This window comes from Kitasatospora sp. NPDC003701 (assembly GCF_053587085.1).
Genome location: NZ_JBSFNM010000043.1, coordinates 51,418 through 69,905 on the forward strand (window position 1 = coordinate 51,418; position 18,488 = coordinate 69,905).

An 18,488-nucleotide genomic window follows, 5' to 3' on the forward strand; every position below is an offset into this window, starting at 1 on the left:
ATGGACAAGGAACAGAAGCTCCGGGACTACCTCAAGCGGGCGAGCGCGGACCTCCAGCGCTCACGGCTTCGGGTGAACGAGCTGGAGGCCGCGGCGAACGAGCCGATCGCCATCGTGGGGATGAGCTGCCGCTTCCCCGGTGGGGTGGCCGGCCCGGAGGACCTCTGGACCATGCTCGTCAACGGCGAGGACGGCATCTCGGGCTTCCCGGCCGACCGGGGCTGGGAACTCGACGCCGAGGACGGGCCGACCGGGATCCGGGGCGGGTTCCTGCACGGCGCGGCGCGGTTCGACCCCGACTTCTTCGGCATCTCGCCGCGCGAGGCGCTGTCCATGGACCCGCAGCAGCGCGTCCTGCTGGAATCCTCCTGGGAGGCCTTCGAGCGGGCGGGCATCGACCCCGCCTCGGTCCGTGGCACCCGGACCGGCGTCTTCGTCGGCGCGATGCCCCAGGACTACCGGGTGGGGCCGGACGACGACGTGCAGGGCTTCGTCCTGACCGGCAATGCCACCAGCATCATCTCCGGCCGGCTCTCCTACTTCTTCGGGGCGGTCGGCCCGGCCGTCACCGTGGACACCGCCTGTTCCTCCTCGCTGGTGGCGCTGCACCTGGCCGCCCAGTCGCTGCGCGCGGGGGAGAGCACGCTGGCGCTGGCCGCCGGCGTGACGGTGATGTCCAGCCCCACCACCTTCGTCGAGTTCGCCCGGCAGGGCGGGCTGGCCGCCGACGGGTACTGCCGGTCCTTCGCGGACGCGGCGAACGGCACCGGCTGGGCCGAGGGCGTCGGCGTCCTGGTGCTGGAGCGGCTCTCCGAGGCCCGCCGCAACGGGCACCGGGTGCTCGCCGTGGTCCGCGGCACCGCCGTCAACCAGGACGGCGCCTCGAACGGGCTGACCGCGCCCAACGGCCCCTCGCAGCAGCGGGTGATCGAACAGGCGCTGATCAACGCCAGGCTCTCGGCGGACCAGGTCGACGTGGTCGAGGCGCACGGCACCGGGACGGCGCTCGGCGACCCGGTCGAGGCGCAGGCACTGCTGGCCACCTACGGGCAGGGCCGCGACCCGGAGCGTCCGCTGCTGCTCGGCTCGGTCAAGTCGAACATCAGCCACACCCAGGCGGCGGCCGGCGTCGCCGGGGTGATCAAGATGGTGCTGGCGATGCGGCACGGCGTGCTGCCGAAGACGCTGCACGTCGATGCGCCGTCCTCGCACGTCGACTGGGCGTCGGGGGCGGTGCGCCTGCTCACCGAGCGGACGGCCTGGCCGCAGGGGGCCGAGCCGCGCCGGGCCGGCGTCTCCTCCTTCGGGCTCAGCGGCACCAACGCGCACGCGATCATCGAGCAGGCGCCGGAGATCGACGACGCGTCGGAGGTCGGCGAGGCGCCCGGGACCGGCGAGGCGCCGGAGCCCTCGGTCGAGGCCCGGGTGCTGCCCTGGCTGGTGTCCGGCCGCAGCGTCGACGCGCTGCGGGCCCAGGCCGGACGGCTGGTGGCCTTCCTGGACCCCGACGGCTCCGACCGCTCCGAGCACGTCAAACATGTCGAGGCCGTCGGCGCGGCGCCGAGCGCCACCGACACCGCCTTCTCGCTGGCCACCACCCGGTCCGGCCTGGAGCACCGCGCGGCCGTGGTCGCCGCCGACCGGTCCGAGGCGCTGGCCGCCCTCCGGGGCCTGGCCGACGGGGACCCGATGCCGGCCGGGCTGCTGCGGGGCAGCACCCAGGGCCGCGGCAGGCTGGCCTTCCTGTTCGCGGGCCAGGGCTCGCAGCGGCTCGGGGCGGGGCGTGAACTGCACGCCCGGTTCCCGGTGTTCGCCGAGGCGCTGGACGAGGTGCTGGGTCAGCTGGACGCCGGGCTGGAGCGGCCGCTGCGCGAGGTGCTGTTCGCGGCCGCGGGCACGCCGGAGGCGGAGCTGCTGGAGCGGACCGGTTACGCGCAGCCCGCCCTGTTCGCGATCGAGGTGGCGCTGTTCCGCCTGGTCGAGTCCTGGGGCGTCCGGCCGGACTTCCTGCTGGGCCACTCGGTCGGCGAGATCGCCGCCGCGCACGTGGCCGGGGTCTTCTCGCTCGCCGACGCCGCGACCCTGGTGCTCGCGCGCGGCCGGCTGATGCAGGCCCTGCCGGCCGGCGGAGCGATGATCTCGCTGGAGGCGAGTGAGGAGGAGGTCGCGCCGCTGGTCGACGGCCGGGCCGAGCAGGTGTCGATCGCCGCGGTCAACGGCCCCGCCGCCGTGGTCGTGTCCGGGACGGCCGGGGCGACCGCCGCGGTCGCCGACCACTTCGGCGCGCTGGGCCGCACGACCAAGCGGCTGCGGGTCTCGCACGCGTTCCACTCGCCGCTGATGGACCCGATGCTGGAGGAGTTCCGGCAGGTGGTGGCCGGGCTGTCGCCGCAGGCTCCCGCGCTGCCGGTGGTCTCGACGCTGACCGGCGTGCCCGCCACGGTCGAGCAACTGACCTCCGCCGCCTACTGGGTGGACCACGCCCGCCGGACCGTCCGGTTCGCCGACGCGGTCTCCTGGCTGAGCGGCCACGGCACCCGGACCTTCCTGGAGCTCGGCCCCGACGGCGTGCTCAGCGCCCTGGCCCAGACCTGTCTGGACGGGGCCGGCGACGGCACCGGCGACGGCGGCCCGGTGGCCCTGCCCGTCCTGCGCGCGGGCCACCCGGAGACCCGGACGCTCACCGAGGCGGTGGCCGGCCTGCACGTGCGCGGGATCCCGGTCCGCTGGCAGCCGTACTTCGCCGGCACCGGCGCCCGGCCGGTGGACCTGCCGACCTACGCGTTCCAGCACCGCCGCTTCTGGCCCAGGAGCGTGCTCGGCCGCACCGGCGACGTACGCGCCGCCGGGCTCGGTGCGGCGCACCACCCGCTGCTGGCCGCCGCCGTCTCGCTGGCGAACTCGGAGGGCCTGCTGCTGACCGGGCGGCTCTCCGTGCACACCCACCCCTGGCTGGCCGACCACGCCGTGCGCGGCGCCGTGCTGCTGCCCGGTACCGCCTTCCTGGAACTGGCCGTGCACGCCGGTGACGAGGTCGGCTGCGAGCTGGTCGAGGAGCTGACGCTGACCGCTCCGCTGACCCTGCCCGAGCAGGGCGCGGTCCAGGTGCAGGTGTGGGTCGGCAGCCCCGACGAGTCGGGCCGCCGGACGCTCGGCATCCACTCCCGGCCGGACGGTGCCGAGGACCGGCCGTGGACGCAGCACGCCGCGGGCGTCCTGGCGGCCGGTGAGGAGCGGGCCGCGACCGAGCGGTTCGCCGCCGAGGCCTGGCCGCCGGCCGGCGCGGAGCCGCTGGCCCTGGACGGGCTCTACGAGCGGCTCGGCGACGGCGGCTTCGGGTACGGGCCGGTCTTCCGGGGCCTGCGCGCCGTCTGGCGCCGTGGCGAGGAGGTGTTCGCCGAGGTCGCGCTGCCCGGGCGGAGCGGCACCGAGGCCGGGGCCTTCGGTCTGCACCCCGCGCTGCTGGACGCGGCGCTGCACGCCTGCGCCTTCCTGGAGCCCGGCGAGCCCGGCGGCCTCGGCTCCGGTGCGGTGCCGTTCGCCTGGCAGGACGTCACCCTGCACGCCGGCGGGGCCTCGGCGCTGCGGGTACGGCTCGGCCGGGCCGCGGACGACGCGGTGTCGATCGCGGTGGCCGACCCCGAGGGCGGCCCGGTCGCCTCGATCGGGTCGCTGGTGCTGCGCGCGCTCCCCGACGGCCGGCCGGGCGCCGCAGGAGCGCTGCCGAGGGAGGCGCTGTTCGAGCTGAGCTGGCCCCGGCTGCGCGCGGGCTCGGTGAACCCCCCCGGGTCGGTCGCGGTGCTCGGCGAGGACCCGTTCGGGCTCGGGTTCGAACCGACCGACGGTACCGCTCCGCTGCCCCCGGTGGTCCTGCTCCCGGTGGCGGGTGCCACCGGTGACGGTCCGGTCGAAGCCGCCCACGCCCTGACGGCGCGGGTGCTGGAGCGGCTGCAGTCCTGGCTGCGCGACGAGGCCCGCGCCGACGCGCGCCTGGTCGTCGTGACCCGCGGCGCGGTGGCCGTGACCGGCGAGGCCGTCAGCGACCCGGCGGCCGCCGCCGTCTGGGGCCTGGTGCGCTCCGCGCAGGCCGAACACCCCGGCCGGTTCGGGCTGCTGGACCTGGACCCGGACAGCGTGGTCGTCCCCGCGCAGGCGCTCGCCGCCGAGGAGCCGCAGCTGGCCGTACGGGACGGCGCGGTGCTGGTGGCCCGGCTGACCAGGGCCGGCGCCCCCGCCGACCTCGGCGGCGGCAGCGACTGGAACCCCGAGGGCACCGTCCTGGTCACCGGCGGCACCGGCGGGCTCGGCCGGGTGCTGGCCCGGCACCTGGTCACCGCGCGCGGCGTACGGCACCTGCTGCTGGCGAGCCGGCGCGGCGAGGCGGCCGAGGGAGCCGCCGAACTGGCCGAGGAGCTGCGCGGCCTGGGCGCGCTGGTCACCGTCGCGGCCTGCGACCTGACCGACCGCGCCGCGCTGCGGCGGCTGCTGGCCGGCATACCGGCCGCACACCCGCTCACCGCGGTGGTGCACACGGCCGGCGTGCTGGACGACGGCGTGATCGACGCGCTGACCCCGGAGCGGATCGGCGCGGTGCTGCGCCCCAAGGCCGACGCGCTGTGGCACCTGCACCGGGCGACCCGCGGGCTCGACCTGGCCGCCTTCGTCGTCTTCTCCTCGCTCTCCGGCACCGTCGGAGCGGCCGGGCAGGGCAACTACGCCGCCGCCAACGCCTTCGCCGACGCCCTCGTCCGGCTGCGCCGCGCCGAGGGGCTGCCGGGCGTCTCGCTGGGCTGGGGCCCCTGGGCACCGTCGGACGGGGCGACCGGCGGCATGACCGGCGGCCTGACCGAGGCCGACCTGGCGCGGCTCGCCCGGCTGGGCACGCCCGCGCTCGCCGAGCGGGACGGCCTGGCGCTCTTCGACGCCGCGCTCGCCCTGGACCGGCCCGCGCTGCTGCCGGTGCGCCTGGACCTCGCGGCGCTGCGCGCCCGGGGCGAGGTGCCGCCGCTGCTGCGCGGGCTGATCCGCACCCCGGTCCGGCGCTCGGTGGTGGCCGGCCCGGAGGCGGCCGCGGGCCTGGCGCAGCGGCTCTCCCGGCTGGACGGCGCGGCCCGCACCGAGGCGGTCGTGGAGCTGGTCCGCGCCCAGGTGGCCGCGGTGCTGCGGCACGCCGGCCCGGCGGACGTCGACCCGCTGCGGCAGTTCCAGGACCTCGGCTTCGACTCGCTCACCGCCGTGGAACTGCGCAACCGGCTCGGTGCGGTCACCGGCCTGCGGACCTCGGCCACCGCGGTCTTCGACTACCCCACCGTGACGGCGCTGGCCGGGCACGTGCTGGACCAGCTGATGGGCGCCCGGAACGACCGGCCGGCCGAGGCCGCGCCCGCCGTCGCCGCCGACGGCGACCCGATCGTGATCGTCGGCATGGGCTGCCGCTACCCGGGCGGGGTCGCCTCGCCCGAGGACCTGTGGCGCCTGGTCAGCGAGGGCACCGACGCGATCTCCGGGCTGCCCACCGACCGGGGCTGGAACCTCGACGCGCTCTACGACCCGGACCCGGACCACCTCGGCACCGCCTACACCCGCTACGGCGGCTTCCTGCACGAGGCCGCCGAGTTCGACCCCGCGTTCTTCGGGATGAGCCCGCGCGAGGCGCTGGCCACCGACGCCCAGCAGCGGCTGCTGCTGGAGGCCTCCTGGGAGGCGGTCGAACGCGCCGGGATCGACCCGCTCTCGCTGCGCGGCAGCCGGACCGGCGTCTTCGCCGGTGTGATGTACAACGACTACGCGGCCCACCTGACCGGCGGTCAGTACGAGGGGTACCAGGGCAGCGGCACCTCGCCGAGCATCGCCTCCGGGCGGGTCTCCTACGTGCTCGGCCTGGAGGGCCCGGCCGTCACCGTGGACACCGCCTGCTCCTCCTCGCTGGTCGCGATGCACTGGGCGATGCAGGCACTGCGGGCCGGCGAGTGCTCGCTGGCCCTGGCCGGCGGCGTCACGGTGATGTCCACCCCGACCTCGCTGATCGAGTTCTCCCGCCAGCGCGGGCTCTCCCCGGACGGGCGCTGCAAGGCCTACGGCGACGGCGCCGACGGGGTCGGCTGGTCCGAGGGCGTCGGGGTGCTCGTCCTGGAGCGGCTCTCCGACGCGCGGCGCAACGGGCACCAGGTGCTGGCGGTGGTGCGCGGCAGCGCCGTCAACCAGGACGGCGCCTCGAACGGGCTGACCGCGCCGAACGGCCCCTCGCAGCAGCGGGTGATCCGCCAGGCGCTGGCCGCCGCGGGGCTGCGCACCGCCGACGTGGACGTGGTCGAGGGGCACGGCACGGGCACCGCGCTCGGTGACCCGATCGAGGCGCAGGCGCTGCTCGCCACCTACGGGCAGGACCGGGAACGCCCGCTGCACCTCGGCTCGGTCAAGTCGAACATCGGGCACACCCAGGCGGCGGCCGGCGTCGCGGGCGTGATCAAGATGGTGCTGGCGATGCGCCACGGCGTCGTCCCGAGCACGCTGCACGCCGAACGGCTCTCCTCCCACGTGGACTGGGAGTCGGGGGCGGTGGAGCCGGTCACCGAGCCGCTGCCCTGGCCCGAGACGGGCCGGCCGCGCCGGGCCGGCATCTCCTCCTTCGGCTTCAGCGGCACCAACGCGCACCTGATCGTCGAGCAGGCGCCGCAGCAGCGGGAGGCCGCGCCGGAGCCCGCGCTCACGCCGGGCGTGGTGGCCTGGCCGCTGGCCGGCCGCAGCCGGGCGGCGCTGCGGGACCAGGCGGCCCGGCTGCGGGCCTTCGTGACGGCGCGCCCGGAGCTGCGACCGGTCGACCTCGGCCGCTCGCTGGCGACCACCCGGTCCGGGTTCGAGCAGCGGGCGGTCGTCGTCGGCGGCGGCCGGGAGGAGCTGCTGCACGCGCTCGCCGCCCTGGCCGAGGGCTCCCCGGCCGCCGGCCTGGTCGAGGGCGAGACCGGCGGCGCCGGCCGCCCGGCCTTCCTGTTCGCCGGCCAGGGCTCGCAGCGGCTCGGGATGGGGCGTGAACTGCACGCCCGGTTCCCGGTGTTCGCCGAGGCGCTGGACGAGGTGCTGGCGCAGCTGGACGCCGGGCCGGAGCGGCCGCTGCGCGAGGTGCTGTTCGCGGCCGCGGGCACACCCGAGGCGGAGCTGCTGGAGCGGACCGGTTACGCGCAGCCCGCCCTGTTCGCGATCGAGGTGGCGCTGTTCCGCCTGGTCGAGTCCTGGGGCGTCCGGCCCGCCGCGCTGCTCGGCCACTCGGTCGGCGAGATCGCCGCCGCGCACGTCGCGGGCGTGCTCTCGCTGCCGGACGCGGCCACGCTGGTCCGCGCCCGGGCCCGGCTGATGCAGGCGCTGCCCGCCGGCGGGGCGATGGTCTCGGTGCAGGCCACCGAGGACGAGGTGCTGGCGCGGCTGGTGCCGGGCGTGTCGGTGGCGGCGGTCAACGGCCCGCGGGCGGTGGTGATCGCCGGCGACGAGGCCGAAGTCCTGCGGATCGCCGAGGAGTTCGCCGCCCAGGGCCGCAAGGCCAAGCGGCTGCGCGTCTCGCACGCCTTCCACTCGCCGCTGATGGACCCGATGCTGGCCGAGTTCCGGCAGGTGGTCGGCACGCTCGCGTTCCGGGAGCCGCGGATCGCCCTGGTGTCGGGCGTGACCGGCGAGCTCGCGACCGGGGAGCAGCTGGCCTCGCCCGAGCACTGGGTCGCCCAGGTGCGCCGCACCGTCCGCTTCGCCGACGGCGTGCGCACCCTGCGCGCCTCGGGCACGGCCACCTTCCTGGAGATCGGTCCGGACGGTGTGCTCTGCGCGCTCGCCCAGGACGTCCTGGGCGACGAGCCGGGCCTGGACCTGGTGCCGCTGCTGCGCCCCGACCGCGCCGAGGAGCAGGCCGCCACCACGGCACTGGCCCGGCTGCACGTGCGCGGCGTCCCGGTGGACTGGGAGCGGTTCTACGCCCCGACCGGGGCCCACCTGGTCGACCTGCCGACCTACGCCTTCCAGCACGAGCGGTACTGGCCCGAGACCACGGCCGCCCCCACCGCCGGGGGCCCGGCCGACCAGGCCGACCCGGCGCTGTGGGGAGCGGTCGACCGGGGGGACGCCGCCGAACTGGCCGCCCTGCTCGGGCTGCGCGACGAGCAGCACGCCGGCCTCTACGCCCTGCTCCCCGCCCTGTCGGACCGGCGCCGCCACCAGCAGGAGCAGACCCTGCTGGACGCCGCCCGTTACCGGGTGGCGTGGCAGCCGGTGCGCGCGAACGCCGCACCGGTCCTGGACGGCAGCTGGCTGGTGGTCACCACCGACGCGGTCGAGGACGGCGAACTGCTGGGCGCGCTGCGCGGGCACGGAGCCCGCCTCGAGCGGCTGGTGCTGGCCGAGGACCGCCTCGACCGGGCCGAACTCGCCGCCCGGATCGGCGCGTTCGGCGCCGTCTCCGGCATCCTGTCACTGCTCCCGCTGGCCGACGGACCGGTCCTCACCGGCACCGGGCTGCCGACCGGCCTCGCACTGAGCGCGGTGCTCGCCCAGGCCCTGGGCGACACCGGCTCGACCGCGCCGCTCTGGACGGTCACCAGGGGCGCGGTCTCGACCGGCGCGGGCGACCCGCTCGCCAACCCCGTGCAGGCCGCGGTCTGGGGCCTGGGGCGGGTGGCCGCACTGGAACGCCCGCAGCAGTGGAGCGGGCTCGTCGACCTCCCTCCCGTACTCGACACGCCCACCGTGCAGCGGCTGGTCAGCGCCCTGGCGGCGCGCGGCGGAGAGGGCGCGGAGGACCAGCTCGCGCTGCGCGCGGGCACCGCCCACGGCCGGCGCCTGGTCCGCCACCCCGGCGCCGAACTGCCGCGGGCCGCCGACTTCACCGCCACCGGGACGGTGCTGATCACCGGCGGTACCGGGGCGCTCGGCGCCGAGACCGCCCGCTGGCTCGCCCGCAGCGGTGCGCAGCACCTGGTACTGACCGGCCGGCGCGGCCCGGACGCCCCCGGCACCCGCGAACTGGTCGCCGAACTGGCGGAGTACGGCGCCGAGGTCACCGTCGCGGCCTGCGACGTGGCCGACCGCGAGCAGTTGGCCGCCCTGCTGGCCGGTATCGGGGCCGAGCACCCGCTGACCGGTGTGGTGCACGCGGCGGGCGTCGGCCAGGCCGCGCCGCTGGACGCGACACCGCTGTCCGAGATCGCCGAACTGACCGCCGCCAAGCTGCGCGGCGCCGCCAACCTCGACGCGCTGCTCGACGACCGCGAGCTGGACTTCTTCGTGCTGGTCTCCTCCGTCGCCGGTGTCTGGGGCAGCGCCGGGCAGAGCGCCTACGGCGCCGCGAACGCCTACCTCGACGCGCTCGCCGAGCACCGGCGGGCGCGCGGACTGCCCGCCACCTCGGTGGCCTGGGGCCCGTGGGCCGGGGCCGGCATGGCCGCCCACCAGGCCGTCGCGGAGAGCCTGCGGCGCCAGGGGCTGCGGTTCCTGACGCCCGGATCGGCGATCGCCGAGCTGCGCCGCGCGGTGCTGCAGCGCGAGGTGACCGTGACGGTGGCCGACGTCGACTGGGAGCGGTACGCCCCCGTCTTCACCGCCGCCCGGCCGAGCGCGCTGCTCGCCGAACTGCCGGAGGCCCGGGCCGTCCTGGCGGCCGAGCAGGACGCCGACGGCCCCGCGTCGGAGTTCGCCCGCCGGCTGGCCGGCCTGGGCGAGGCCGAGCAGCAGCGGGTGCTGGTCGAGCTGGTCCGGCGCGAGGCGGCCGTCGTCCTCGGCCACGCCTCCGCCGAAGGGGTCGCGGAGAAGCGGGCGTTCCGCGACGCGGGCTTCGACTCGCTGACCGCCGTCGAGCTGCGCAAGCGGCTGGCCGCGCTGACCGGTCTGGCGCTGCCGAGCACGATGGCCTTCGACCACCCGACCCCGCTGGCCCTGGCCGGCTTCCTGCGCGGCCGGATCCTCGGCCTCGCCGAGGCCGGGGCGGCCACCGCGCCCGCCGCCGCCGGGCGCTTCGACGAGCCGATCGCGATCGTCGGCATGGGCTGCCGGCTGCCCGGCGGGGTCCGCTCGCCCGAGGAGTTCTGGGAGCTGGTCTCCCGGGGCACCGACGCCATCTCCGACTTCCCGGTCAACCGCGGCTGGGACACCACCGGGCTGTACGACGCGGACCCGGACGCGCCCGGCAAGGCCTACACCACGCAGGGCGGGTTCCTGCACGACGCGGGCGAGTTCGACCCCGGCTTCTTCGGCATCTCGCCGCGCGAGGCGCTCTCCATGGACCCGCAGCAGCGCCTGTTGCTGGAGACCACCTGGGAGGCCTTCGAGTCGGCCGGCATCGACCCGGCCGCGGTCCACGGCAGCCCCACCGGCACCTTCATCGGCTCGACGTACCAGGAGTACGGGCTCGGCATGGCGGACGGCTCCGCCGGGCACGCCGTGACCGGCAGCAGCCCGAGCGTGCTGTCCGGGCGGCTGGCCTACCTGTTCGGCCTGGAGGGCCCGGCCGTCACCGTGGACACCGCCTGCTCCTCCTCGCTGGTCGCGCTGCACCTGGCCTGCCAGTCGCTGCGCAACGGCGAGAGCTCGCTGGCCCTGGCCGGCGGCGCGACGGTGATGACCAACCCGGCCTCCTTCATCGCCTTCAGCCGGCAGCGGGCGCTGGCCGCCGACGGCCGCTGCAAGTCCTTCGCCGACGACGCCGACGGCATGACCCTCGCCGAGGGCATCGGCGTCCTCGTCCTGGAACGGCTCTCCGACGCGCAGCGCAACGGCCACCGGGTCCTCGCCGTGGTGCGCGGCTCGGCGATCAACCAGGACGGCGCCAGCAACGGCCTCACCGCGCCCAACGGGCCCGCCCAGCAGCGGGTGATCCGGCAGGCGCTGAGCAACGCCGGGCTCGGCGCGGGCGACATCGACGCGGTCGAGGCGCACGGCACCGGCACCTCGCTCGGCGACCCGATCGAGGCGCAGGCCCTCCAGGCCACCTACGGGCAGGGCCGCGACCCGCAGCGCCCGCTGCTGCTCGGCTCGGTCAAGTCCAACATCGGCCACACCCAGTCGGCGGCGGGCGTCGCCGGGGTGATCAAGATGGTGCTGGCGCTGCGCCACGGCACCCTGCCGCGCACCCTGCACGCCGACCGGCCGTCCTCGCACATCGACTGGACCCCGGGCACGGTGTCCCTGCTCAACGACCCCGTCGAGTGGCGCGGCGGCGAGCGGACCCGCCGCTGCGCGGTCTCCTCCTTCGGGATCAGCGGCACCAACGCGCACGCCGTCCTGGAGGAGGCACCGCGCCCCGCCGCGGTCGAGCCGGACGGGACGGCCGACCCGGCCGGTGGCGTCGTCCCCTGGCTGCTGTCCGCCCGGACGCCGGGCGCGCTGCGCGCCCAGGCCGCCAACCTCGCCGTCCACGGCCCGGACCTGCGCCCCGTCGACGTCGGCCACTCCCTCGTCGGCTCGCGCGCGCTGTTCGAGCACCGCGCGGTGGTCCTCGGCACCGACCCGGCGACCCTGCGGGAGGGCCTGGCGGCCCTGAGCACGGGCGAGTCCTCGGCCGGCGTCGTGCAGGGCGTCACCGGGGCCGAGGGCCGGACCGTCTTCGTCTTCCCCGGCCAGGGGTCCCAGTGGGCCGGCATGGGAGCACGGCTGCTGGACGAGTCGCCGGTCTTCGCCGAGCGCCTGCACGAGTGCGCCGCCGCGCTGTCGGCCTTCGTCGACTGGTCGCTGGTGGACGTGCTGCGCCGGGCCGACGGCGCGCCGGCCATGGAGAGGGTCGACGTCGTCCAACCCGCGTCCTTCGCGGTGATGGTGTCGCTGGCCCACCTGTGGCAGTCCTACGGCGTGCGGCCGGACGCCGTGCTCGGGCACTCGCAGGGCGAGATCGCCGCCGCCGCGGTGGCCGGCGCCCTCTCGCTGGAGGACGCGGCCCGGGTGGTCGCGCTGCGCAGCCGGGCCATCGGCCGGGTGCTGGCCGGCTCCGGCGGCATGGTCTCCGTCCCGCTGCCGGCGGCCGAGACCGAGGAGCGCCTGCGGGCCCGCGGCGGGGACGTCACCGTCGCCGCCGTCAACGGCCCGCACACCGTGGTGGTGGCCGGCCCGCCGGAGCAACTGGACGCGCTGATCGCCGACCTGGCCGCCGAGAACGTCCGGGCCCGGCGGATCGCGGTCGACTACGCCTCCCACTCCACCCAGGTCGAGCTGCTGCGCGAGGAGCTGCTGACGACGCTGGCACCGGTGCGCCCGCGGGCCGCCCGGGTGCCGTTCTTCTCCACCGTGACCGGCGACTGGCTGGACACCACCGGGCTGGACGCCGGGTACTGGTACCGCAACCTGCGTGAGCGCGTGGGCTTCGACCCCGCCGTGCGGGAGCTGCTCGCCCAGGACCACCGGGTCTTCGTCGAGGTCAGCCCGCACCCGGTGCTGACCATGACCGTCCAGGCGACCGCCGAGGACGCCGGCGCCCGTGCGAGCGTCGTCGGCACCCTGCGCCGCGACAAGGGCGGCACGGACCGCTTCCTGGCCTCGCTCGCCGAGGCCCACGTCCAGGGCGTCCGGGTGGACTGGACCCCGGTCTTCGCGGGCACCGGCGCCCGCCCGGTCGACCTGCCGACCTACGCCTTCCAGCGCGAGCACCTGTGGGCCGTCCCGGCCGTGGCGCAGGGCGCCGGCGCGGCGGACCCGGCGGACACCGCCTTCTGGAGCGCCGTCGAGGAGGAGGACGTCGACACGCTCGCCGCGAACCTGCGGCTCGACCGGAGCTCGCTGGCGCCGGTGCTGCCCGCGCTCTCCGACTGGCACCGCCGCCGCCGCGACCGCGCCACGGTCGACTCCTGGCGCTACCGGGCCGCGTGGGAGCCGCTCGGCGCCCTGGGCACGGCCGCGCTCCCGGGCGGCTGGCTGCTCGTCACCGGCGCCGCCACCGACGCGCGGGACATCGCCGAGGCACTGACCGCGCACGGCGCGCAGCTGGGGCGCCTGGCGCTGGACGAGGGCGGCACCGACCGCGCCGCCCTGGCCGAACGCCTGCGGGAACTGGGCGAGTTCACCGGAATCGTGTCGACGCTGGCCGCCGACGAGACGGCCGACGAACGCCACCCGGCGCTCTCCACCGGCCTCGCCCGGACCCTCGCCCTGGTCCAGGCCCTCGGCGACGCCGGCATCGACGCGCCGCTGTGGTGCCTCACCCGGGGCGCGGTCTCCACCGCGCGCTCCGACCGGCTGACCAACCCCGTCCAGGCACAGATCCACGGCCTCGGCTGGACCGTCGCCCTGGAGCACCCGCAGCGCTGGGGCGGTCTGGTCGACCTGCCCGAGACCCTGGACCGGCGGGCCGGCGAGCGACTGGCCGCCGTCCTCACCGGCCGCACCGGCGAGGACCAGGTGGCGATCCGGCCCTCGGGGGCCCTAGCCCGGCGGATCGTGCGCGCCGCCGCCGGGGCCGCGCCCGCCGCCGGCTGGACACCGCGCGGCACCACCCTGGTGACCGGCGGCACCGGAACGCTCGGCCCGCACCTGGCCCGCTGGCTCGCCGACCAGGGCGCCGAGCGGCTGGTGCTCACCAGCCGCCGCGGCCCGGCGGCGCCCGGCGCGGCCGAACTCGTCGCCGAACTCGCCGAGCGCGGCTGCGCGGCCACCGTGGTCGCCTGCGACCTCACCGACCGCGAGGCGGTCGCCCGCCTGCTGGCCGGGCTGACCGCCGAGGGCCACACCGTCCGCACCGTGGTGCACACGGCCGCCGTGATCGAACTCGCCGGGCTGGACGAGACCACCCCCGAGGCGTTCGCCAGGGTCGTGCACGCCAAGGTCGCCGGCGCCCGGCACCTCGACGAACTGCTGGACGACGACCAGCTCGACGCCTTCGTCCTCTACTCCTCCACCGCCGGCCTGTGGGGCAGCGGGCAGCACGCCGCGTACGTCGCGGCCAACGCCTACCTCAACGCGCTCGCCGAGCACCGCCGGGCCCGCGGCGCCCACGCCACCGCCGTCTCCTGGGGCATCTGGGCCGACGACCTCGAACTCGGCCGGGTGGAACCGGGCCGGATCCGCCGCAGCGGCCTGGTCTTCATGGACCCGCGGCAGGCCCTCGCCGCGCTGCGCCCGGCCCTCGACGAGCAGGGCGTGCTGGCCGTCGCCGACATCGACTGGGACCGCTACCACCCGGTCTTCACCTCCGGCCGCCCCACCGCGCTCTTCGAGCGGATCCCCGAGGTGCAGAGCCTCCGGTCGGCGGCCGAACGGCCCTCCGGCGACGGTGAGTTCGCCTCCCGGCTACGGGCCCTGCCGAGCGTCGAACAGGACCGGGTGCTGCTGGACCTGGTCCGCGCCGAGGCGGCCACCGTCCTGGGCCACGCCTCGCCCGACGTCCTGTCCGAGCAGCGGGCCTTCCGCGAGGTCGGCTTCGACTCGCTGACCGCCGTGGACCTGCGCAACCGGCTGGCCGGCGTCACCGGGCTGACGCTGCCGAGCACCATGGTCTTCGACCACCCCAACCCGCTCGCCCTGGTGGACTTCCTCCGCACCCGGATCGCCGGTGCGCCGGCGGCGGCCGCGGCGGCGCCGCAGCACGCGGGCGCCGCCACCGCCGACGAGGACCCGATCGCCGTCATCGGCATGAGCTGCCGCTACCCCGGCGGGGCCGGCTCGCCCGAGGCCCTGTGGGAGCTGGTCTCCCGGGGCGCCGACGCCATCACGGAGTTCCCGCCCGACCGGGGCTGGGACGCCGAGGGGCTGTACGACCCGGACCCGGACCGCCCGGGCCGCACCTACTCGACCCGCGGCGGATTCCTGCACGAGGCGGCCGAGTTCGACGCCGCGTTCTTCGGCATCTCGCCGCGCGAGGCGCTGGCGATGGACCCGCAGCAGCGCCTGCTGCTGGAGACCGGCTGGGAGGCGATGGAGCGGGCCGGCATCGACCCCGCCGCGCTGCGCGGCAGCCGCACCGGCACCTTCATCGGCGCGAGCTACCAGGACTACCTCTCCGGCGGCTCCGGCCAGGACGGCGCCGAGGGGCACCTGATCACCGGCACCATCCCCAGCGTGCTGTCCGGGCGGCTCTCCTACACCTTCGGCTTCGAGGGCCCGGCCGTCACCCTGGACACCGCCTGCTCCTCCTCGCTGGTCGCGCTGCACCTGGCCTGCCAGTCGCTGCGCAACGGGGAGAGCACGCTCGCGCTGGCCGGCGGGGTGAGCATCATGGCCACGCCCAACGCGTTCGTCGGCTTCAGCCGGCAGCGGGCGATGGCCGCCGACGGCCGCTGCAAGGCGTACGCCGAGGCCGCCGACGGCATGAGCCTGGCCGAGGGCGTCGGCCTGGTCCTGGTGGAGCGGCTCTCCGACGCCCTGCGCAACGGGCACCGGGTCCTGGCCGTGGTGCGCGGCAGCGCCGTCAACCAGGACGGCGCCTCGAACGGCCTGACCGCGCCCAACGGCCCCGCGCAGCAGCGGGTGATCCGCCAGGCGCTGGCGAACGCGCGGCTGAGCGCCGCCGAGGTCGACGTGGTGGAGGGGCACGGCACCGGCACCAGGCTGGGCGACCCGATCGAGGCGCAGGCGCTGCTCGCGACCTACGGCCAGGACCGGGAGCGCCCGCTGCTGCTCGGCTCGGTCAAGTCGAACATCGGGCACACCCAGATGGCCTCGGGGGTGGCCGGGGTGATCAAGATGGTGATGGCGCTGCGGCACGGCGTGCTGCCGCCCACGCTGCACGTCGACCGGCCGTCCTCGCACGTCGACTGGTCGGCCGGGGCGATCGAGCTGCTGACCGAGGAGCGGGCCTGGCCGGGGACGGGCCGTCCGCGCCGGGCGGGCGTCTCCTCCTTCGGGCTCAGCGGCACCAACGCGCACCTCGTCCTGGAGCAGGCGCCGCCGGCGGCCGGGTCCGACGCGCCGGCCGTCGCCGGGCCGGCCGTCCCGGAGTCCGCCGGGGCCGAGCCCGCCGTCGGGTCCGACGCGCCGATCGTCACCGGGCCCGCCGTGCCGGTGGTGCTGTCCGCGCGGACCGAGCCCGCGCTGCGCGCCCAGGCCGACCGGGTGCTGTCCCTGCTCGGCCGCCGGCCCGAACTGCCGCTGACCGACCTGGCGTTCTCGCTCGCCACCACCCGCTCCGCGCTGGAGCGCCGGGCCGCCGTGGTGACCGGGCGGCGCGAGGAGCTGGAACGCGCCCTCACGGCCCTGCGCGACGGCCTGCCGGACGGCGCCCTGGTCACCGGCCGGGCCGCCCGGGGCCGGCCGGCCTTCCTCTTCACCGGACAGGGCAGCCAGCGGCCGGGGGCGGGCCGGGAGCTCTACGCGCGCCACCCGGTCTTCGCCGAGGCCCTGGACGCCGTCCTGAACCGCCTCGACCTCGCACTCGACCTCGAACCCGACCAGTCGGTCCGGGAGGTGCTGTTCGCCGGGGCGGACACCGCGCAGGCCGGGCTGCTGGACGACACCGGCTACACCCAGCCCGCGCTGTTCGCGCTCGAAGTCGCGCTCTACCGGCTCGTCGAGTCCTGGGGCCTGCGGCCGGACCACCTGGTCGGCCACTCGGTCGGCGAACTCGCCGCCGCCCACGTGGCGGGCGTGCTCTCGCTGGAGGACGCCTGCCGCCTGGTGGCGGCCCGCGGCCGGCTGATGGCCGCGCTGCCCGCCGGGGGCGCGATGGCCTCCCTGGAGGCGAGCGAGGAGGAGGTGACGCCGCTGCTCGACGCGGCGGTCTCGGTCGCCGCGGTCAACACGCCGGCCTCCGTGGTCGTCGCGGGCGAGGAGGCGGCCGTCCGGGCGCTGGTCGACCGGTTCACGGCCGCGGGGCGCCGGGCGAAGCCGCTGCGCGTCTCGCACGCCTTCCACTCGCCGCTGATGGAGCCGATGCTCGCCGCGTTCGGCAAGGTCGCCGCCACGGTGACGTACCACCCGCCGGTGATCCCGGTGGTCTCCACCGTCACCGGTGAACTCGCCACCGCCGAGCAGCTCTGCTCGCCCGACTACTGGGTCGACCAGGTCCGCCGGACCGTCCGCTTCGCGGACGCCGTGCGCCTGCTCGCCGAGCAGGGCACCACCACCTTCCTGGAGCTGGGCCCCGACGGGGTGCTGGCCGCCGCCGCGAGGGACACCCTCGGCGACGCGGCGGGCCCGGCCACGATCGCGCTGCTGCGCCGCGGCCGGCCCGAGGAGGCGACCGTCACCGGCGCACTCGCCCGGCTCCACGCGAACGGCGTGCGGCCGGACTGGGACGCGGTCTTCGCCGGCACCGGCGCCCGCCGCGTCGAGCTGCCGACCTATCCGTTCCAGCGCCGGCGGTACTGGCCCGAGGCCGCCGCCCGGCCCACCGGCCGACCGGACGAGGCGGACGCGCGCTTCTGGTCGGCGGTGGAACGCGCCGACCTGCCGGCGCTCGGCGCCGGACTGCACCTGGACGACGACACCCTGCGGGTGATGGTGCCCGCGCTGTCGACCTGGCGCCGCGGGCAGCGCGACCGTTCGACGGTGGACGGCTGGCGCTACCGCGTCAGCTGGAAGCCGCTCGCCGACTCGGGGGCCGCGCGCCCCGCGGGGACCTGGCTGGTCCTCCTCCCGGCCGGCGACACCGCCGGCGACACCGCTGGCCACAACGCCGGCGACACCGCCGGCCACGCGTGGCTCGACGCGCTGTTCGACGGCCCGGTCCGGCGGGCGGTCAGCGGGCCGGACCGGGCCGCGCTGGCCGGGAGTCTGCGTGAACTGCGCTCCGAGGAGCAGGAGTTCGCCGGGGTGCTGGCCCTGATCGGGCCGGGCGGGGACAGCCTGCTGTCGGCCGCCGCCACGGTGCAGGCCCTCGGCGACGCCGGGATCGAGGCACCGCTCTGGTGCCTGACCCGGGGCGCCGTCGCGACCGGCCGCGCCGACCGCCTCACCGACCCCGTCCAGAGCGCGGTCTGGGGCCTCGGGCGCACCGTCGCGCTCGAACACCCGCAGCGCTGGGGCGGCCTGGTCGACCTGCCGGAGACGGTCGACGCGAGCGCCGTCCGCCGGCTGGCGGCCGTGCTGGCCGGGGGCACGGGCGAGGACCAGCTGGCGCTGCGCCCCGCCGGCACCTTCGCGCGCCGGCTCGCCCACCACCCGGTCGGCGACCGGCCGGCGGCCCGGGAGTACGCCCCCACCGGCACCGTGCTGGTCACCGGTGGCACCGGCGGCCTCGGCGGGCACGTCGCCCGCTGGCTGGCGGGCCGGGGCGCCGAGCACCTGCTGCTGGTCGGCCGCCGCGGCCCCGGGGCACCGGGCGCGGAGCAGCTGAGCCGTGAACTCACCGCACTGGGCGCCCGGGTCACCCTGGTTGCCTGCGACGTGGCCGACCGGGCGCGGCTGGCGGCCGTCCTGGAGTCCGCCGTGCCCGCGGAGCTGCCGCTCACCGCCGTGTTCCACACCGCCGGTGCGGTCGCGGACGGCGTCCTCGACACCCTGGGCGCCGAGAGCTTCACGGCCGTCCTGCGCCCCAAGCTCGACGCCGCGGTGAACCTGCACGAGCTGACCCGCGACGCCGAGCTGTCGGCCTT

General features: G+C 77.1%; 1 protein-coding gene (running past one end of the window). It reads left to right on the forward strand.

What is annotated here, in order from left to right:
• A protein-coding gene (locus ACWDRR_RS30975) for a type I polyketide synthase (protein ID WP_449775562.1) crosses the window boundary here: on the forward strand, positions 1 to 18,488 show its 5' portion. 10,138 nt of this gene lie beyond the right edge of the window; the window shows 18,488 of its 28,626 coding nt (coding positions 1–18,488); the start codon lies at positions 1 to 3; its stop codon lies off the right edge, out of view.